Origin of the sequence: Mesorhizobium loti R88b, assembly GCF_013170845.1 — a bacterium.
GTDB lineage: Bacteria > Pseudomonadota > Alphaproteobacteria > Rhizobiales > Rhizobiaceae > Mesorhizobium > Mesorhizobium loti_B.
Window position 1 is genome coordinate 2,371,393 of the sequence record NZ_CP033367.1, and the last position, 18,339, is coordinate 2,389,731.

The 18,339-nt window shown below is 62.5% G+C and carries 22 protein-coding genes; 11 read left to right on the forward strand and 11 right to left on the reverse strand.

Going from position 1 to position 18,339, the window contains the following annotated elements:
* Positions 1 to 60 precede the first annotated feature (60 nt).
* The 6 genes from EB235_RS11520 to EB235_RS11545 form a co-directional block, all read right to left on the reverse strand.
* A complete protein-coding gene (locus EB235_RS11520) occupies positions 61 to 345 on the reverse strand; it encodes an SCP2 sterol-binding domain-containing protein (protein WP_027030857.1) in 285 nt (94 codons plus the stop codon).
* Between the two features lie 214 nt (positions 346 to 559).
* A complete protein-coding gene (locus tag EB235_RS11525) occupies positions 560 to 1,090 on the reverse strand; it encodes a hypothetical protein (protein ID WP_032925539.1) in 531 nt (176 codons plus the stop codon).
* A 29-nt stretch (positions 1,091 to 1,119) separates the two neighbouring features.
* On the reverse strand, positions 1,120 to 1,545 hold the full coding sequence (locus EB235_RS11530) for a hypothetical protein (protein ID WP_027030856.1): 426 nt from the start codon (positions 1,543 to 1,545) through the stop codon (positions 1,120 to 1,122).
* A gap of 13 nt (positions 1,546 to 1,558) precedes the next feature.
* Positions 1,559 to 2,101 (reverse strand): rod-binding protein, encoded by a 543-nt coding sequence (locus EB235_RS11535; RefSeq protein WP_080680820.1) that lies wholly within the window; start codon positions 2,099 to 2,101, stop codon positions 1,559 to 1,561.
* 128 nt (positions 2,102 to 2,229) lie between these two features.
* Positions 2,230 to 3,621, reverse strand: a complete 1,392-nt coding sequence (locus EB235_RS11540) for an ATP-binding protein (protein ID WP_051429674.1) — start codon at positions 3,619 to 3,621, stop codon at positions 2,230 to 2,232.
* The gene (locus EB235_RS11545; protein ID WP_027030853.1) at positions 3,618 to 4,280 is read right to left on the reverse strand and encodes a response regulator; all 663 of its coding nucleotides are present in this window, start codon (positions 4,278 to 4,280) and stop codon (positions 3,618 to 3,620) included. The genes EB235_RS11540 and EB235_RS11545 overlap by 4 nt, the downstream gene beginning before the upstream one ends.
* A gap of 135 nt (positions 4,281 to 4,415) precedes the next feature.
* Here EB235_RS11545 and EB235_RS11550 point away from each other — a divergent pair, with 135 nt between their 5' ends.
* The 4 genes from EB235_RS11550 (at position 4,416) to EB235_RS11565 (ending at position 7,595) form a co-directional block, all read left to right on the forward strand.
* Positions 4,416 to 4,964 carry a hypothetical protein gene (locus EB235_RS11550; RefSeq protein WP_051429673.1) on the forward strand — a complete coding sequence of 183 codons (549 nt, stop codon included), beginning with the start codon at positions 4,416 to 4,418 and terminating at the stop codon, positions 4,962 to 4,964.
* Positions 4,965 to 5,147: 183 nt separating this feature from the next.
* Entirely contained in the window at positions 5,148 to 5,984 is an 837-nt protein-coding gene (locus EB235_RS11555; RefSeq protein ID WP_027030852.1) for a DUF1295 domain-containing protein, read from the forward strand.
* Positions 5,981 to 7,009 carry an SAM-dependent methyltransferase gene (locus EB235_RS11560; RefSeq protein WP_027030851.1) on the forward strand — a complete coding sequence of 343 codons (1,029 nt, stop codon included), beginning with the start codon at positions 5,981 to 5,983 and terminating at the stop codon, positions 7,007 to 7,009. The genes EB235_RS11555 and EB235_RS11560 overlap by 4 nt, the downstream gene beginning before the upstream one ends.
* Positions 7,010 to 7,037: 28 nt before the next feature.
* Positions 7,038 to 7,595: a hypothetical protein gene (locus tag EB235_RS11565; protein ID WP_245268822.1), complete on the forward strand. Its 558-nt coding sequence runs from the start codon at positions 7,038 to 7,040 to the stop codon at positions 7,593 to 7,595.
* A 6-nt stretch (positions 7,596 to 7,601) separates the two neighbouring features.
* On the opposite strand, the gene EB235_RS11570 is transcribed toward EB235_RS11565, so the two are convergent.
* On the reverse strand, positions 7,602 to 8,012 hold the full coding sequence (locus tag EB235_RS11570) for a DUF2177 family protein (protein ID WP_027030849.1): 411 nt from the start codon (positions 8,010 to 8,012) through the stop codon (positions 7,602 to 7,604).
* Positions 8,013 to 8,136: 124 nt separating this feature from the next.
* Between EB235_RS11570 and EB235_RS11575 the strand changes: the two genes are divergently transcribed.
* The 3 genes from EB235_RS11575 to EB235_RS11585 all read left to right on the forward strand — a co-directional run bounded on the left by EB235_RS11575 (position 8,137) and on the right by EB235_RS11585 (position 10,886).
* Positions 8,137 to 8,523 (forward strand): DUF2147 domain-containing protein, encoded by a 387-nt coding sequence (locus tag EB235_RS11575; RefSeq protein WP_032925537.1) that lies wholly within the window; start codon positions 8,137 to 8,139, stop codon positions 8,521 to 8,523.
* Between the two features lie 154 nt (positions 8,524 to 8,677).
* On the forward strand, positions 8,678 to 10,024 hold the full coding sequence (locus tag EB235_RS11580; protein ID WP_051429672.1) for an NAD(P)/FAD-dependent oxidoreductase: 1,347 nt from the start codon (positions 8,678 to 8,680) through the stop codon (positions 10,022 to 10,024).
* A gap of 13 nt (positions 10,025 to 10,037) precedes the next feature.
* On the forward strand, positions 10,038 to 10,886 hold the full coding sequence (locus EB235_RS11585; RefSeq protein ID WP_051429671.1) for a DUF1365 domain-containing protein: 849 nt from the start codon (positions 10,038 to 10,040) through the stop codon (positions 10,884 to 10,886).
* Between the two features lie 22 nt (positions 10,887 to 10,908).
* Here EB235_RS11585 and EB235_RS11590 read toward each other — a convergent pair whose 3' ends face one another.
* Genes EB235_RS11590 through flhA form a run of 3 tightly spaced genes read right to left on the reverse strand, consistent with a single transcriptional unit; the run spans position 10,909 to position 14,130 of the window.
* Positions 10,909 to 11,292: a hypothetical protein gene (locus EB235_RS11590; RefSeq protein WP_027030846.1), complete on the reverse strand. Its 384-nt coding sequence runs from the start codon at positions 11,290 to 11,292 to the stop codon at positions 10,909 to 10,911.
* A 1-nt stretch (position 11,293) separates the two neighbouring features.
* Positions 11,294 to 12,046, reverse strand: coding sequence for a flagellar biosynthetic protein FliR (gene fliR / locus EB235_RS11595; RefSeq protein WP_027030845.1), 753 nt, complete (start codon positions 12,044 to 12,046; stop codon positions 11,294 to 11,296).
* Complete coding sequence (flhA, locus tag EB235_RS11600; protein WP_027030844.1) at positions 12,043 to 14,130, reverse strand: flagellar biosynthesis protein FlhA; 2,088 nt, start codon at positions 14,128 to 14,130, stop codon at positions 12,043 to 12,045. Before flhA ends, fliR begins: the two co-directional genes overlap by 4 nt.
* Positions 14,131 to 14,245: 115 nt before the next feature.
* On the opposite strand from flhA, the gene EB235_RS11605 reads away from it, so the two are divergent.
* On the forward strand, positions 14,246 to 14,545 hold the full coding sequence (locus tag EB235_RS11605; RefSeq protein WP_027030843.1) for a putative quinol monooxygenase: 300 nt from the start codon (positions 14,246 to 14,248) through the stop codon (positions 14,543 to 14,545).
* A 39-nt stretch (positions 14,546 to 14,584) separates the two neighbouring features.
* Here the strand turns inward: EB235_RS11605 and EB235_RS11610 are convergent, their stop codons facing one another.
* Positions 14,585 to 15,064 (reverse strand): MarR family winged helix-turn-helix transcriptional regulator, encoded by a 480-nt coding sequence (locus EB235_RS11610; protein ID WP_027030842.1) that lies wholly within the window; start codon positions 15,062 to 15,064, stop codon positions 14,585 to 14,587.
* A gap of 62 nt (positions 15,065 to 15,126) precedes the next feature.
* Between EB235_RS11610 and EB235_RS11615 the strand changes: the two genes are divergently transcribed.
* From EB235_RS11615 to EB235_RS11625, 3 genes are all read left to right on the forward strand, one after another.
* The gene (locus EB235_RS11615; protein ID WP_027030841.1) at positions 15,127 to 15,855 is read left to right on the forward strand and encodes an NAD-dependent epimerase/dehydratase family protein; all 729 of its coding nucleotides are present in this window, start codon (positions 15,127 to 15,129) and stop codon (positions 15,853 to 15,855) included.
* Between the two features lie 154 nt (positions 15,856 to 16,009).
* Complete coding sequence (locus EB235_RS11620) at positions 16,010 to 16,384, forward strand: cupin domain-containing protein (RefSeq protein ID WP_208603630.1); 375 nt, start codon at positions 16,010 to 16,012, stop codon at positions 16,382 to 16,384.
* Between the two features lie 162 nt (positions 16,385 to 16,546).
* Positions 16,547 to 18,328: a chloride channel protein gene (locus EB235_RS11625; protein ID WP_027030840.1), complete on the forward strand. Its 1,782-nt coding sequence runs from the start codon at positions 16,547 to 16,549 to the stop codon at positions 18,326 to 18,328.
* Positions 18,329 to 18,339 lie beyond the last annotated feature (11 nt).

Consider the following 18,339-nt stretch of genomic DNA (forward strand, 5'->3'; position numbering starts at 1 on the left):
GTTCAAATGAAAACGCCGCCCCGAAAAAGCGGCGTTTTTTGTAACATCCGGGCGGGCTGCTCAGCCGATCAACTGGCTGAGCGCCATGGCCACCGTCATGTCGCCTTCGACTTTGATCTTGCCGGTCATGAACGCCATCGTCGGGTTCAGGTCGCCAGCGATCAGCGAGTCGAGATCGTCGAGCGAAAGCTTGATGGTGCAGTCGGTGGGGGCGTCGGTATTCGAGACGCTTGCGCCGTCGATGACGATGACGCCGTCGCTGCCGGTGTCGAATTTCACGGAACGATCGAAACCGCTGCTGGCCACACGCGACTTGATCTTCTCGGCAATCTCCTGAACGCTCACGCTGTTCTCCTGGTTTGTTGCATCTTCTGGTTATTATATCCGGCGGGCTACGGCGCTTCGATCCTGTCGAAGCCCATGCCGCATGGCGATCACGGTCGCTTCCGCATATAGCTTTGGGTTGACGTTTACGTCAACGCGAATCCTGGAAGCTGGTTCCTATCGTCGCACCGGGGCGACCTGCGGGATCACCGGTGCCGGGTGGGTGCGGGTTGGTTCAATGCGCGCTGACTGGCTTTGCCGTCTCAGGCGTCTCGGGCGCCTTCGGGCTGGAATCCTGCCGGCGGCGCAACCAGTTGTCGCGGATCTCGTCCTTGCTCAGGAAATTGATCTGGTCGACCAGAACCTCATGCACAAGGGTTGCGCCGACGCGGGTGTTAATGGTGTCGCGGATCGCGGCGCGAAAGGCATCGAGGTCGATCGCCCCCTTCTTGCTGAAGTCGATCTGGGGATTGGAATAGAGATAGGTGTAGACCTGATCGGTGATCAGCGCCTCGGCCGGGATCGACAGTTTCTTTATCTGCTCCGGCTCGACGGTGTAGACCAGCTTGGCCAGGAAGTAGCCGTTGATCCCGGAATCGCGGATCAGAGGCACCGAAATGATATCGGTCTTGACGTAATCCAGCCCACCCAGCATCGGCTTGGGTTTCTCGCCGACACCGCGTTCGCCTGCGGCCTGGAATGAATAGAAGACCGCGCCTAGCGTGGCGGCGCAGACCCAGATCGCGATGGCGATGACCTTGATCACAGAGATATCGAGCGTTGGATCATCTGCGGCTAGCCTTGCGCCCGGCCGAACTCGCCGGCGGAGTAGGTGCCGTCGGTTTCGGCGCGCTGGATGGCGCTGCGCAGCAGATTGGCGACTTCATTGACGGCGCTCAGATGCGCCAGGATGGCAGCCTCGTTCTTCGCCAGCTTCTGGCGCAGCCGGGTCAGGCCTTCGCGGTGCTGCTCGACGAACTCGGCTTCGGCACCGCCCTTCATGGCGCGGTTCAATTCATAGAGATACCTGCTCTTGCGGGCGTTCGACGCCTTGAGGTCGTAGCTGGTGTCGTTGCGGATCCCGGCGGTCTCTTCCTCGACCACCTCCTCGATGCGGCCGATGATGGCGGCGAGGTTGCCCGGCCGCGCGAACTGGATCGGTGTTTCCGATTCCGTCGTGCGTGCCGGCAGGTTGGGTGTGAATTCCGAATTGTCGGCCATGGCGTTTCCCAGTTTAGATCTTGATGTCTGTTTTTATGGTTGTCTCGTCACCGGTCATCGACCTGGCGGCCTTGCGCTGCAGCTCCTGGACGAGCGAGGTGGACAGACGGGTTTGCTGATCGACCTCTGTCTTTTCCGGTCCGTTTGAAATCGGGCCGATCGGCACCTTGCGCTTGCCGTCCATATAGTGGTCGGCGAGCATCGATTTGGCGATGCCGATGCCGCCGCGCTCGGCCATGACGTCGGCGACGCGCTCGGCCAGCTGCGATTTCCACATGTCGCCGGCGAGACCGGTGCCGTAGACGCCTTCGGTGTCCTTGGGCAGCATGTTCTGGATGAAGGTCTGCAAGACCATCGCCTCGAACTTCTTGAATTTCTTGGCCGGATCGGCTGTCGCCGCCGCCTTGTCAGCCGTGGCGCGCGACAGGATCGAGCCGGCATCGACGGACGCCGCAGTGTCGACCGAAAAGCCACCAGCGGCCCCATTCGCGCGCTTGGTCAGCGCGGCACGGGCAGCCTCGATGTCCATCGGATCGGCAGCTCGGGCGACATCCATTACGATGTCGCTGGGTGGAGAAATCGCCAAGAAAGTCCGCCTTTTGCCGGGGGTTCCCTAGCCAGACCATGCCTCAACAAGCTTGTGGCAGGCTTGCGGGGGAGAGAAAGCTCGAGACGGGAGCCTACTCATGACGCTACCGGGCTTGGCAGTCGAACGACGACCTTCAGTCCGCCTGGCGCAGCTTTGCCAAGATTGAGGTCTCCGCCGTACAGCTCTGCGAGTTCCCTGGTGATCGACAGGCCAAACCCGTGACCGACGACGCTCTCGTCGAGCTTCTTGCCGGCCTGCAGAACGTCCTGGATTTTCTCTACGCTTATGCCAGGACCGTCGTCGGCGACCTCTATCAAGACTTGGGTGCCGTCATTGCGACCTCTGATGGAGATTGTGCTCGCAGCCCATTTGAAGGCGTTGTCCAGTATGTTGCCGAGCATCTCATCCAGATCCTGCGGTTCGCAGGCGGCGGCAAGGGTCTCGGGCACATCGACCGCAACGCTCAACCCGCGCTCAGCGTTGATTTTTGACAGAACAATATTCAGGTCCAGAATGCGCGGCCTGATCGCGGTGCTGAGGTTGGCGGGTCCATTCAGGGCCGCAGCGCGCGCTCGCCCAAGGTGATGCCTAATGCGCTCCTGCATCTCGCCAACAAGCCTCAGTCGCTCGGTATCGCGTCCGTTCCTGCTGCCGGCGAGAGACAACGATAGGGCCGCGAGTGGCGTGTTAAGCGCGTGGCCAAGGTTCGAGACGTGACCGCGGGCACGCCTCATGCCTTCGGCGTTTTGCTTGATCAGTGAGTTCAGCTCATTCACCAACCCACTCAATTCCCTGGGTTGGCTGCCTTCGATGTGGGTGGCGCGGCCTGCGCGAACATCCTCCAGGCCTTTCGTCACGCGCTTGAGGGGCCGAAGACCCAGTCGCATCTGCAAGACGCTTGCAGCCGCGAGCAGCATCCCCAGTACCAGCATCGCCAAAATGACGGGTGCCAGCGCATCACGAAGTGGCCGCACCAGCGCATGGGCGGGTGCGGAAGCCGTAATTGTTATCCATGTACCGTTCATCGGCACGACCTGAACGCGCAGATAAAGCGGCTCGCCTCGTGGGCCGACCCCGTTGAACGGGCGAGGGCGCTCGTTAGCGTCGGGCGGCCCGTCATGCCATCCACCCCACCAGTGGTCTGAACCACGGTTGATGATATCGCCGCCATTAAGCGAGGCCGAACGATAGGTGTGGCCATCGACCGTTGCCGTCCAGTACCAGCCGGCACCAGGCCGGTCGAATGGCGGCGGATCGTTCAGCGCCAGGAGATCGGGCAATGATGGCTTGTCCAGCGCACTCGTCACCGCACCGATTTGCGTATCGAGGCGCTGGTCGATCTGGTCGCGGATGAACCGCGAAAGGACGATCCCCGTGCTGATGCCCGTGGCGATCAAAGCCGCCATAACCAGGACGGCTGATCCCAACGCCAGCCGCGCCGCAATGGATTTCGGTGCCAATCGCCGAAAGCGACCAAGCGGGTTCATGGCGCCGATACCAGGCGATAGCCCCGGCCACGCTCCGTCGCGATCATGTCATGCCCAATCTTTCGGCGGAGCCTGGCAATGATGACTTCGATCGAGTTCGAATCGACGTCGGCATCACCTTCATAGACACGCTCGACAAGGTTGGACCGATCGATTGTCATATCCTTGCGCAGGATGAGACATTGCAGGACACGCCATTCCAGCGCTGTAAGCTTGAGCGGCAGCCCGTCCTTTTCAAACGTCCCGAGCTGAGCGTCAAAGCTGAGTGGGCCGCAGCTGATTTGCGGGGCTGCATGGCCTGCCGCGCGTCGCACAAGGGCTCGCAACCGAATGACAAGCTCCTCGATCCGGAATGGTTTGGTCATATAGTCGTCGGCACCGGCCTTGAAGCCTTCGACCTTTTGCGACCATCCATCGCGTGCGGTGAGGATCAGGACCGGCATCGTGCGGTTCGCCTTGCGCCATGACGTAAGCACACTGATTCCGTCGACTTTGGGCAGACCAAGGTCGAGTACGGCCGCGTCATATGCTTCCGTGTCACCAAGATGCATACCGTCTTCGCCGTTGCGCGCCACATCGACAGCAAAGTTCTCCGATCGGAGCGCCTTGGCGATACCGTCGGAAAGCGTCTTGTCGTCTTCTATGAGCAGGATGCGCATGTGTTGGACCGTATCCCTTCTGACGTGCCGGATAGGCGCTCCAGCTTAACTCAACCTGAACGGCTCCGTTCAGTTTCGGTTCGACCTGCTCGGCTAGAAATGCGGTGTCTACAACGCACAAAAGGATTTTTAGGAATGTCGAACCAAGACAATATTGGACCCGCAAGCCCAACGGAAACCAGCGGTGTTGAAACCACCCGACCGTCCAAGCGCCGGCTCGGTGCTAGAATCATCGGCGGCTCGGCGCTGGTGGGTATGCTTCTGGTTGGCGCTGTGGCGGGTGCCGTCGCCATGAAGGTATCGCACCACGATGAACGTCAAGCGCTGCTTCCGCCCGTCGCGATCAACGCAATGGCCGATGACAGCCTCGTCGCGGTCAAGGGCAAAGTCGCCGAGATATTCGGCAACAAGTTCATTATTGCGGACAGCACAGGCCGAACACTGGTCGACGTTGGGCCTGGAGGCAGCAACGCAGCACTTGTGGCGCAGAATGAGGAGGTGACGGTGCAAGGTCGCTTCGACGACGGCTTCGTTCATGCCGGGATGGTGATCCATGGCGACGGCCGCGTCGATGAGCTGCGCCCGCCACATCCGCACGGCCCGCGTCATGGCTGGCGTGATTTCGGACCGGACGCGCGTGGGCCGGGCCCGGGCGATGACGCACCGCCTCCACCTAAGGCTTGAGCGCAATCACGGTCAGATCGACAAGGCTGCTCCGGATGAAGCCGGGGCTGCCTTGTCACAAGGTGCCGATATCTGAACAGATAGACGTGCTGGTTCGGCAAAACTCTGAGCATGCCGGAAACTTGCCGCCATGCCGAAGCGTAACTCACGCAACAGATCAAAGTGATCGTGCAGGGCTACGTCGTGACGTTTGCAATCTTGTTTATCGGTATGGGCATCTGCCTGTCTCTCGTCATGTCGATCGCCTGGACGATTGCCCTTCGCAGCAGCAAGTCCGGCTGGGTGGATGCGATCTGGTCGTTCGCGGTGGGCGCCGCCGGCATCGCCATGGCGCTGGTTCCGTTGTCCGGCTGGCAGCACTCGACGACAAGGCCTGTCATCGTTGCCGTGCTCGCAGCGGTCTGGTCGATCAGGCTTGGACTGCATATCGTTGGCAGAACCCTGCACGGTGGTGACGATCCGCGTTACGCGCAATTGCGCAGCGAATGGGGCGAGGATTTTCCACGCCGGCTGTTCTGGTTTCTGCAGATCCAGGCTGGCGCTGCCTTCCTGCTTTCACTTTCTATCTTCGCGGCAGCCCGCAATCCGGCCCCACAACTGCAAATCGGCGACTGGCTGGGGATCGCCATTCTGGTGATCTCCATCCTTGGCGAAGGCCTGGCTGATCGCCAACTTGCGCGGTTTCGCGACAACCCGGCCAACAAGGGAAAAGTCTGCGACGTTGGGCTCTGGGGGCTTTCACGCCATCCCAACTATTTCTTCGAGTGGTTCGGCTGGCTGGCCTATGTGGCGATCGCGCTGGATTTTACCGGCGCCTACGCCTGGGGCTGGGTCGCCGTGTCCGGTCCGCTCTTCATGTACTGGCTTCTGGTTCATGTGTCCGGCATTCCGCCGCTCGAGGCGCACATGCTGAAGTCGCGTGGTGAAACGTTCCGTGCCTACCAGGCACGCGTCAATGCATTCTGGCCGGGGCCGCCCCGCCATACCCCTGCACAAACCTCGAAAGGTCGGGCATCATGAGCCTCATCGCATCCGCCATACGCACCGTCGAACGCAGCCCGTTGCCCGATCCCGTGACGCGGACGGGCATCGGCTTCCTGGTCGGACGTACCCGCCGAAATCTGCTCGAAAGCCCAGCCATTCAGGAGCAGGCGTTCGTTCACGCGATGGCCGATCATCCGATTGCCGAGCACACGCAAGCCGCCAACGAGCAGCACTATGAATTGCCGCCGGCCTTCTTCGGGCTGGTGCTCGGACCGAGGCGCAAATACTCCTCCTGCCTTTACCGTCGCGGCGATGAAACCCTGGCGCAGGCCGAAGTGCTTGCGCTGGAGGAAACCGTTGCCCACGCCGATCTAGCCGATGGCCAGGACATCCTCGAACTCGGCTGCGGCTGGGGTTCGCTGACGCTGTTCATGGCGCAGCGTTTTCCTGCCGCCAGGATCACCGCGGTCTCCAACTCGGCGCCGCAAAGGGCATACATCGAAGCACAGGCCCGTGACCAAGGCCTCGCAAACATCCGCGTCATCACCGCCGACATGAACAGTTTTCATCCCAACGGCATGTTCGACAGGATCGTGTCGGTCGAGATGTTCGAGCATATGTCGAACTGGCAAAAGCTGCTCGAACGCGTGCATTCCTGGCTGACGCGGGAGGGGCGGCTTTTCATCCATGTCTTCACCCACAAGAGCCGGTCCTACCGTTTCGACCATCGCGACAAGTCCGACTGGATTGCCCAGCACTTCTTCACCGGTGGCATCATGCCGAGCCACGATCTGATCCGGCAGTTTCCGGCCCTGTTCGACGTCGAGCAGGAATGGCGATGGAATGGTCGCAACTACAAGCGCACCGCAAACCAGTGGCTTGCCAATCTCGACGCCAACCTGCCCGAGGTCGACCGTATCCTCGCTGAGGTCTATGGCAAGGACGCCTTGATCTGGCGCCGGCGCTGGCGCCTGTTTTTTCTCGCAACCGCCGGGTTGTTCGGACATGCCAATGGCGATGAATGGGGCGTCAGCCACTATCGCCTGCGCGCGGCCGCATAGATTGGAAACGCCGGCCCGATCGGGACTGTTGGCAGCGTCCTGGAACGCGGCGAAGGCCTACTTCGCGCATGATGACTCTCTCGTGGCCACCGCCAATCTGGTGGCCCTTGTCGTTTTGTGGAACCAGCCCTTCTATCCGCTCTATGTCTACTGGTCCGTCGGCCCCGACATCGCGCCTTCCTTCTACACATTCATTTCGACGCCGTTCTTCCTCGTGGTTCCGGCGGTTGGCCGCATCAATGGCCGTGCCGGGCGTGCTTTGCTGCCCCTGGTCGGAATCGGCAACACGGTGCTCAGCGCGAAGGTGTTCGGCGTCGCCTCCGGCGTCGAGATCTTTCTGTTGCCTTGCGTGCTGCTCGGCTTCGTGCTGTTCCGACCGCGCGAACGCATCATTGCGATCGCCATAGCAATTGTCGGCATGCTGGCCTTCACGGTCCTGCACGCGCGCTACGGCGCCCCCGTCCATCTCTATTCGGCCGAGGAATATGCAGGCTTCCTGAAGATGAACGCATTGAGCGCCGGTACGCTCACCGCTTTCATCGGTTTTCTCGTGATGAACCTGATTGGCGCCCCGGCCAAGCGCTGACGGCTGCTATGCAGTTCGCGACAGGGCGCTGGACACGAGAAAACCCGCTGTGGCCGCGATCGCGGTGAGCACGGTGCCCCAGCAGATATCGGCGATGGTGACCGTGACAGGCCAGTTCTTCAGCGTCGCCTGGTTGGTGAGATCATAGGTGGCGTAGGCGCAGAAGCCGAACACCGCGCCGTTCACTGCCGCGGTCGTCCACGTGCCGGTCTGAAAGGCAGGCTGCACCGCGAAGTAGACGGCGCCGGCGATATAGATGACGTAGAAAAGCACAGCTGCCTTGACGTTGAAATTGTCGAGCAGGATCGGCCCCAGCAGCGGCTTGTAAAGCCGGCTGCTCATCACCGTCAGCCAGACGGCGTCGATACACAGGAACACCACCGCCGTCGTCAGATAGGCGATACCGTAGGTCTTGATCATTTTCGCTCCCGAGTGGCGTTGGCGGTTGTTCCCAGAAACGGTTTTTATCGGCGATAGTTTCGGCCGGCCGAAACTCGCTCTTCCCAACGTCCGTAGCTTCTAAAAACGGATGATAGGACGAATGATGTATCGACTGGCAGTGGCGACAGGCCTCGTATTTTTTGTCTCGTTCTGCGGATCGGCGTTTGCCGCATCGGCACCTGACCCCTCCGGCACATGGAACCGCGGCGACGGCAATGCGAAGGTCAGGATCGCCCCCTGCGGTTCCAACATCTGCGCCACCAATGTCTGGATCAAGGACACCAGCGGCGGTGAAGCCGTCGGCGACAAGCTTGTGATGACGCTGAAGCCGAAGTCGGCCGATACGCTCAGCGGCAAGGCCTACGATACGAAGCGTTCGATGACCTATGCGATCCAGCTCAAGGTGGCCGGCCAAAGTCTTGTGACGCGCGGCTGCGTCGTTGGCGGACTGGTTTGCAAGTCGGTCAACTGGTCCCGCGCGCGCTGACGGCGCGAGCGACCGGTCCGATCTGACACTCCCTTCACCTCACGAGAAAATATCCGCCTCTCTACAGTGAAACTCACGCCGGATCCTCCCGTATCTACAAGCATCCCCGGGCGCTACCTGCGCCTACAGACTTGATTTCCAAGAAGGATTCTCGATGAACCTCGTGCCCATCAGCCGTGGCCGCTCGCACGGCAGGAAGAAGATTGCTGTCGTCGGTTCAGGCATTTCCGGTGCTGCCGCAGCATGGGCTTTGCATCCGAGCGCTGACGTTACCCTTTACGAGGCTTCGCACCGCGCGGGCGGCCATACCGCGACCGTCGACATCGACTATGACGGCACACCGATTTCGGTCGACACCGGCTTCATCGTCTACAACGAGCTGGCCTATCCGGATCTGACTTGTTTGTTTTCGCATCTGGGCGTTGCCACGCATGAAAGCGACATGGGCTTTTCGCTTTCGCTCGACGGCGGCAAGCTCGAATGGTGCGGCTCGACGCTGCGCACCATATTCGCCCAGAAGCGCAATGTCTTTTCGCCCGGCTTCCTGTGGATGCTGCGCGAAATCCTGCGCTTCAACAAGGCATGTATCGCCGAGCGCGACAGCGGCACGCTGGGCAATGTTTCGATCGGAGATTATCTTCGCACGCGCGGTTTCTCGGCCAGCTTTCGCGACAATTATCTCATGCCGATGGCTGCGGCGATCTGGTCGACGCCGCGCGCCAAAATGCTGGACTATCCGGCCGCAAGCTTCATCAGCTTCTTCGAGAACCATCGCCTGATCGACAATGATACGCGGCCGATGTGGCGCACGGTGAGCGGCGGTTCCCGGAACTATCTGCAAAAGCTCTTGGCACCGCTCGGATCGGCGCTGCGCCTGTCGTCGCCGGTCAAGACAATGGTGCGCGACGCCTTCGGCATTACCGTGTGGGCCGGCAATGATGCGCCGGAGCGCTTCGACAATGTCATCATCGCCGGTCATAGCGACCAGGCGCTGGCCATGCTCGGCGACGCATCCAGCGTCGAGGAAGCGATCCTGTCCGACATACCGTATCGCCCCAACCGGGTTGTCCTGCACCGGGACCCCCGTCTGATGCCGAAGCGGCGGGCCGCCTGGGCGGCATGGAATTATCTGCGCTGTTCCTGTGATCGCGACGAACCGGAGGTGTCGGTGACCTACTGGATGAACCGCCTGCAAGGGATCGATGCCGCAAAGCCGCTGTTTGTGTCGCTCAATCCGGTCGTCGAGCCGCGCCCGGAACTGGTCTTCGGTGAATGGATGTTCGACCATCCCCAGTACGATGCGCGCTCCTTGTCGGCGCAAGCCCGTCTCGACGACATACAGGGCGTGCGCGGCACCTATTTCGCCGGCGCGTGGACCGGCCACGGTTTTCATGAGGACGGCCTGCGCTCCGGGCTGAACGCGGCGGTTGCGCTGGGTGCTAAAGTGCCTTGGCGGCGTGGCGCGGAGGCTTTGCCCAACGCGCTCCTGGCGGCGGAATAGAGGCTCCCCAGGTATGGAGGAGCGCGTCACCACACTGGAGCAAAACGGTCCGCCGTCGCTGGCGGCGGGCGTGCTCTATCCCGGCGAAGTCATGCACGCGCGGCTGAAGCCGTTCGGCCACCGCTTTGTCTATCGCGTGTTCTCGCTGCTGGTCGACATAGACAGGCTTGCCGAGCTCGGCCGCATGACATGGCTGTTGGGGGTCAATCGGCCCGGCCTGGCATCCTTCCATGAGAGCGACCACGTCGGCACCCCGGCCGAAACCCTGCGGGCCTTCGCCGATAGGCTGCTTGCCGATGCCGGCCTCGAGAAGCCGGCGGCGCGCGTGCTGCTGCTCGCCTACCCCCGCATCTTCGGTTACGTCTTCAATCCGATCTCGGTCTATTTCTGCTACGACGAGGCCGGCGCGCTGATCGCCTTGATCTATGCTGTGCGCAATACGTTCGGTGGCCAGCATATTTACGTGTCGCCGATCCGGCCAGGCGAACTCGGCCCCGCCGGGGTACGGCAGACACAGCCAAAGCTTTTCCACGTCTCGCCCTTTATCGGCATGGAAGCACGCTACCAATTTCGCATTCTGCCTCCGGGCAAGACGGTCAGGCTTCGCATCCACGAGACGGAAAATGGCGAGCCGCTGCTGGCGGCGACCTTTGCGGGGAGTGCACGCTCGCTTGCCACGTCGGAGCTTGGCGCGTGCCTGATCAAGTTTCCGTTTCTGACGTTGAAGATCGTCGCCGGCATTCACTGGGAAGCGCTGAAACTCTGGCTGAAAGGCGCACGCTTCCATGCGAGCCCGAAGGTTGCAGGTCGTACCCAATACAGCCTGCCGCATGGGACGGAGCCCGATGCCGTTCGAAAGTGAGCCTGGGCACGGGATCTCGCAGCTACTCTTCGTTCCGCTTCTGCGCGATCAAATCCAGCCGCTCACGGTCTGAACTCTCGCGTTCGTCGCGGTTGCGGACATCCTTGTAGGCGCGCTCGACCATGTTGGTGCGTGCGTTCGCGGTGGCGATGAGGCCGACCTCCTGCCTGGCGCTTGCCAGGTTTTCTTCCTGGCGCACGACCGCCTGGGCGATGCGGCGATGGTAGAGATCGGGGAACAGGCCGGACAGCGAATTGTCCAGGTCGAAATGGCCGATCAATTCCCTTGCTTCGGTTTCGGCGGCGTTTGCCGCGGCTAGGAAACTGGCGTGGCGGGTCTCGTGCAGCGCCTTCAACTGTTCCTGCACCTTGACCAGTTTCTTCAGGCGATCCTTGCGCGTGCTCATGTCACCTCGCCAATGTCAGGTCGACGAAGCCGTCGACGAACAGCGACAGCATGGTGCCGATGGCGAAATAAAAGATGATCATGCCGCCGGCGATGACGAAGGGCTGGGAGATGAAATAAATCGGGATCTGCGGGGTCAGCTTGTTAACGAAGCCAATCGTCAGATTGACCAGGATGGCATAGGCGACAAACGGGCTGCCGAGACGGATTACCAGGAAGAACGTGTCCGACACCGTGTCGGTGATGTCGACGAGTGCTGCCTGCGGGTTGAAGAAGACGTTGACCGGCGCGACCGTGTAGGACGTCACCAGAGCGCGGATGATCTCGTGGTCGAAATCGAAGACGAACAGCATCAACAGCGCCGAGAACGAGATGATGGCGGCAAGGGCGGCCTGCGGCTCCGGCTCTTCGATGGCCGGTCCGCCCGAGCCGCCATAGCCGATCAGCATGGCGATGGCCGAGCCCATGAAGCGCAGCGCTTCCATGTAGAGCCTGGTCATGGCGCCGATCAGCCCACCGACCAGAAGTTCCGAGATGATCATCGGCACCAGGATCTGCGGCCGCGGATCGACGAAGGGAAAGATCTTGTCCCACAGGAAAGCGAGCAGGCCGCCGGTGGCGGCGACCGCCACGAACAGCCTGACCTGCACCGGCACGCGGGCGCTGGATAGGCCCGGCATCAGCATGAAGCAGGCGCCGACGCGGCAGAAGGCGAGGAACGCCGCGATGACGACGCTCTGCGAGAGAACGCTCACGATATGGTCCCGAGCACCCTGATCTCGACGCCCTTGGCGATTTCGACATGGGAGAGCACCGGCAGCGTGGTGAACAGGCGCTCGATGATCATTCGCACATAGGGGCGGGCGTCGGGTGCTGTGACGAGGACGAAACGCTCGCCGGCTTCGAGATGTTTCTTGATCGCCTTGGTGGCGTCCTGGCCGAATTCCTCGAGCTGGCGCGGATCGATGTCGAACTCGCGCACCTCGCCCTTGGCGTCGCGCTTGAGGCTCTGGTGGAAGGCGAGGTCCCAGCGGTTGCCGAGACGCAGCACCTTGAGCACGCCGCCTTCCGAGAGGTCGCCGCAGATTTGCTGGGCCATGCGGATGCGGACATGCTCGACGATCTGCTCGGTGCGGCGTACATGCGGCGCGATCTCGGCGATGGCCTCGATGATCAGATGCAAATTGCGGATCGAGACGCGCTCGGCGAGCAGCAGCTTCAGCACGGCCTGCAGGCCGGGGTAGGAGATGTGCGTGGTGCAGATCTCGTCGGCGAGCTTGCGGTATTCCTGGTCCTGGCGCTCTAGCAGCGCCTTCATGTCCTTGTAGGACAGAAGCTGCGGCAGGTTGTTGCGAATAACCTCGGAGAGATGGGTGAGCAGCACCGACATGTTGTCGGCAAAAGTGTAGTTCTCGCGCTTCAGATCCTCGGCGAAGGTTTCAATGACGGAATAGGCGCGCATGCCGAAAGCCGGCTCGCGGATCTCCTCACCAGGTATCTGGGGAATATCGCGGCTGCCGAGCAGCACCATGATCTCGCCGACACGCATCTGGTACTCGGCCACCACGGTGCCGTGCACCTTGATCTGGTAGCTCTTCGGCGGGATGGCGAAATCGTCGGCGACGCGCACTTCCGGTACGACGAAGCCGTATTGCTGGGCGAATTTCTTGCGCATCTTGCCCATGCGGAAGACCAGTTCCTGATGCGACACCAGGAGCCGGGTCGAAAGCTGCTTGCCGATCAGCAGTTCGATCTCAGCGGTAGCGAGCGAGGCCTTGACCGAGTTTTTTTCCTCTTCGACCTTGGTTGCCTTTTCCTGGTTCTTGAGCGCTTCCGCTTCGGCGATGACGCGGTTGGCGCGCAGCGGGATGATGTAGCCGAGGCCGGCCATGCCGGCGGCGAGCGCGAAGAAGGGGAAGAGGGGCAGGCCGGGCATCAGGCCAAGCAGCACCAGCAGCGACGCCGCCACGTAGAGGGCGCGCGGATGGGCGCCGAGCTGGCCGAACACGGCCTGGTTGGTCGAGCCGCGGGTACCGCCCTTGGAAACCAGCAGGCCGGCGGCGAGCGAAACAATGAGCGCCGGGATCTGGGTGACGAGACCGTCGCCGACCGACAGCTTGATGAAAACATCGGCGGCTTCGCCCATGCCCATGCCGTGTCTGATGTAGCCGATGGCAATGCCGCCGACGATGTTGATGGCGGTGATGATGAGGCCGGCGATGGCGTCGCCACGCACGAATTTCGAGGCACCGTCCATCGAGCCGAAGAAGGAGGATTCTTCTTCGAGTTCGCGGCGGCGCAACTGCGCGGTCTTGTCGTCGATCATGCCGGCGGAGAGATCGGCGTCGATCGACATCTGCTTGCCGGGGATGGCGTCGAGGGTGAAGCGGGCGCCGACTTCGGCGATACGGGTGGCGCCCTTGGTGATGACGATGAAGTTCACCACGATCAGGATCATGAAGACGATCAGGCCGATGACGAAGTCGCTGGCCATCACCAGCTTGGAGAAGCCGGCAATGACATAACCGGCGGCATGCGTGCCCTCATTGCCATGCGACAGGATCATGCGCGTGGTGGCGATGTTGAGCGACAGCCGCAACATGGTGGCGATGAGCAGCACGGTTGGAAACGAGGAGAAGTCGAGCGGCCGCTGGATCCACAGCGCCACCATCAGGATCAGCACCGAAAGCGCGATCGAGAAGGCGAGGCCGATGTCGATGAGGAAGGCCGGGATCGGCAGGAACAGCACGGCGAGGATGATGATGATGCCGAGCGCGAAGAAGACGTCGCGGCCGTTCTTGGCCACCGCGCCGGGCTGGATGCTTTCGCTGATCGCCATTCAAGTCCTCGAACCATTGACTGCCGAGCATGCGACAGCCCGGCGAGGGTAGCTGGCCAAGCTTGCGCGAGGGTGGGAGAGTGGCCGTTCCGAATCCTCGCAAGAAGGAAAATCCATGCTCCTGATCGTTGGCACCATCCGTCTGCCTGTCGGAAAACTGGAGGAGGCAAGGCCGGTCATGGAGCGCATGATCTCGGGTAGCAGCGCGGAACCCGGTTGCCTGGAATATTCCTATGCGCAGGATGTGCTTGATGCCGGGCTGATCCGGGTCACCGAAGTGTGGCGCGACAGGGCGGCGCTCGATGCGCATTTCCGCTCGCCGCACATTGCCGAGTGGCGCTCGAACTGGCCGGTGCTTGGCATCGGCGAGCGCAATCTTGTGCTCTATGAGGCCGGCGAGCCCACACCGACCTGACCGGTCGCTGCTGGATGGCCTTTGGCCGGCTGCGGCTAATCAAGGCTCCGCTGTAGCGGCCGTGGCGACGCCGACCAGCCAGCGCCGGACAGCGCGTTCTTCCGTATCCGACAGCCCCGCCGTCAGCTCGCTCTCAATTGCCTGCACGCGCTCGCGGCAGGCGCGCAGCAGTGCGCGACCGCTGTCACTGAGATCGATGTGCTGGATGCGGCCGTGGATGGCATGCGGCTTTCGCACCAGCGAACCGGCGCGCTCCAGATTGGCGACGATGACGCTGAGGGTTTGCGGGGTGAGCAGCGCCAGCCGGGCAAGATCGGCATTGGAAAGGCCGGGATAGGCTGCAAGCATGGTCAGCGTGACAAATTGCGGCTGCGTCACACCGAGATCGCCCAGCGCCCTGTCCATTCTGAGCCGGTGCGCGCCGGCGGCCTGCCGCAAGAGATAGCCGAGATAGCCTTCCTCGCCGCGCTTCCCTTCGCCCGGGGCGGGAATCGACGAACTCAATTTTGGCTTGCGCATAATGTAAGAGCTCTTATATGTTGTTCGAACCCTGATATTAAAGCGCAGCAAGGACGATGACGATGGCCTATCGGATTTTTCTCGCCGGCGCCTCGGGCGCTATCGGGCAGCGGCTGATCCCGCAACTTCTGGCCGCTGGCCATGAAGTCATGGGAGCCATGCGCAGTGCGGAGAAGGCCGAGAAACTCCTCGCCCTAGGTGTCGAACCGTTTGTGGTGGATGTCTTTGATGCCGAGGCGCTGTCGCGGGCGATGGTAGCCGTCCGGCCCGATATTGTCGTGCATCAACTGACCGACCTGCCGTCGGGCCTCGACCCGAGCCGGATGGGCGAGGCGATCGTACGCAATGCCCGCATCCGCGACGAGGGCACGCGCAATCTGGTCGCGTCCGCCGCCTCGTCCGGTGTCCGGCGCATGGTGGCGCAAAGCATCGCCTGGGCCTATGCGCCGGGTCCGCAGCCGCATGCCGAATCCGACGCGCTGGATGGCGGCGCCAGCGGCAATCGGGGCATCAGCGTCGGCGGTGTCATCGCCTTGGAAAAGGCCGTTCTCAACGCACCATTCGCGGGTGTCGTCCTGCGATACGGTCAGCTCTATGGGCCGGGAACGGGAACCGACGCGGCTGCCGGCGCGTCGCCGGTGCATGTCGATGCAGCCGCCTATGCCGCTCTGCTCGCGCTCGGCAAGGGTGCGCCCGGCGCCTTCAACGTGGCGGAGCCCAACCTTGCGGTCTCGACGCAAAAGGCGGTCGAGGAACTGGGCTGGCGTGCCGATTTCCGTTTGCCTGCCTGAATTCGGAGACATCGATATGCTCGGCAATCAAGCTCGTTTGCGGACCGGCCATTCTCTTATCGCTATCAGCGCTGTCGGGGTTCTGTTCGCGCTCGCGGTAAAGTAGGCCGGCCCGGGTTTCATTGGCACCGTGCCTGATGGCATGGACATGCACATGCAGATGGCAAACGCCGATGCGGACGGTGCTGCTGGCGCACGGCCGAAGACGGTCGTCACGCCGATCTCCTGCGAAAAACTGCCGAACGTGCCGGGCAAATCCATCACCACCGTGATCGTGGCGTTTCCGCCAAACGGTTTTACGCCTCGCCACAGGCACCCGGGCTCGGTGAGTGCCTTCGTCCTGAACGGCACGCTGCGCTCGCAGCTCGAAGGCGGTCCGGCCGCCGTCTATACCGAGGGACAGACATGGTTCGAGCCGCCCGGCGCAGTTCATCTCTTTGCCGAGAATGCCAGCACCACCGAGCCCGCCGAACTCCTGGCGACCTTCATCGCCGATGACGATTGCGGGCCCTTGACCATACCGGACTGACGGCAGAGGCGTTTGCCGCCTAATCGGGGACGGGAGACCCTGGATCGGCCAGGTTCACGGCCATAATGGCGCCTTCGATGTCGCCATTGTGGTTGTCATGCCGTGCCGCCGGGCGTATCAGGCGGGTCTGCCACTGCCTTTTGATATCGGCGAGCCGCTCGGGTGCTTTCCAGAAACCAACCACAAGTCTACGCCCGCCGGCTGCGCGCGGTGCTTTTGAGGTCAATTCCTCTGCTCGAGGCGCGCGGCATCGCCGTGGTCATCCTGGCCGGCGTCGTCGGCGTCATGGCGGGCATACTGGTCACCGCGATGAGCCAGATCGTGCAGGATCTGCACGGGCTGCTGTTCGGCGTTCAGGCGGGCGGGCGGCTTTCCGGCATGTTCTCGCTTGCCAATCCGCTGCAGGCGCTGGTCCCTGCGATCGGCGGTGCCCTGCTCGGCATATCGGTGATCTGGCTAAGGATCAGGAAGTTCCGCACGCCGGTCGACCCGATCGAGGCCAATGCGCTCTATGGCGGGCGCATGTCGCTGACGGATACTTTCATCATCGTCTGCCAGACGATGATCTCCAGCGGCTTCGGCGCCTCTGTCGGGCTCGAAGCCGGCTACACGCAGGTCGGATCGGGCGTCGCGTCGCGGCTGGCGCGGGTCTTCAAATTGCGCCGCAACGATGTCCGCGTCCTGGTCGGCTGCGGTGCGGCCGGCGCCATCGCCGCTGCCTTCGACGCCCCGCTGACGGGCGCCTTCTACGGTTTCGAACTGGTCATCGGCATCTACTCCGTCGCTAATGTCGCGCCTGTCATGACGGCCGCGATCTCGGCCTCGCTGACGGCGGAAGTGTTCGGCGGCGTGCCGTTTCCCCTCGAGCTTTCGGGACTGCCACAACTCACCCCCAGCCAGTATGTGCCGTTCCTGCTGCTCGGGCTGCTGGGCGGCGCGGCCTCGATCGCCATCATGCAACTGGTGACGCTGATCGAACGGGGTTTCAACAGATTGTCGGTCGATGTCTCGCTGCGTCCCGTTATCGGTGGCGTCATCGTTGGCCTGCTGGGGCTGATCACGCCGCAGGTCCTGTCCAGCGGCCATGGCGCGCTGCACCGCGAATTCGCCATGAACTACGGGCTGGCCGTGGTGGCCAGCGTCTTCGTACTGAAGCTCGCGGCGTCGGCCATCTCGCTGGGCTCGGGCTTTCGCGGCGGCCTGTTCTTCGCCTCGCTGTTCCTTGGCGCGCTGCTCGGCAAGGCATTCGCGGGCGTGATGGCGCTGGTCTCGCCGGCGACCGGCATCGATCCCTCTGTCGCCGCCGTCGTCGGCATGACGTCGCTGGCCGTCGGCGTCGTCGGCGGTCCGCTGACCATGACCTTCCTGGCGCTGGAATCGACACGCGACCTGACGCTTACCGGCGTCGTGCTGGCCGCCTCGATCATGGCGGCGATCCTGGTGCGCGAGACCTTCGGCTATTCGTTCTCGACATGGCGCTTCCATCTGCGCGGCGAGACGATCCGCAGCGCCCATGATGTCGGCTGGATGCGCAGCCTCACCGTCGGCTCGATGATGCGCAAGGACATCACGACCATCGACGCCTCGACGACGCTGGCCGCCTTCCGCAAGCAAATCCCGCTCGGCTCCGCCCAGCGCGTCATCGCCGTCGATCCGGGGGATCAGTATGTCGGCGTGCTGATCGTGGCCGAACTGCACAGCGATCCCTCCGGCGGCGAGGTGCCGGTGCGCGATCTTGCGCAGTACAAGGATGCCGTCCTGGTGCCCAGCATGAACGTGCAAACCGCCGCCGAGACGTTCCAGCGTGCAGGCGCCGAGGAACTGGCCGTGGTCGAGGATTTCACCGACCACATCGTGCTCGGACTGCTGACCGAGGGCCATTTGATGCGGCGCTATGCCGAAGAACTCGAAAAGGCGCGCCGGGACCTGTCTGGCGAAGGGTAGGTTCGCAACTC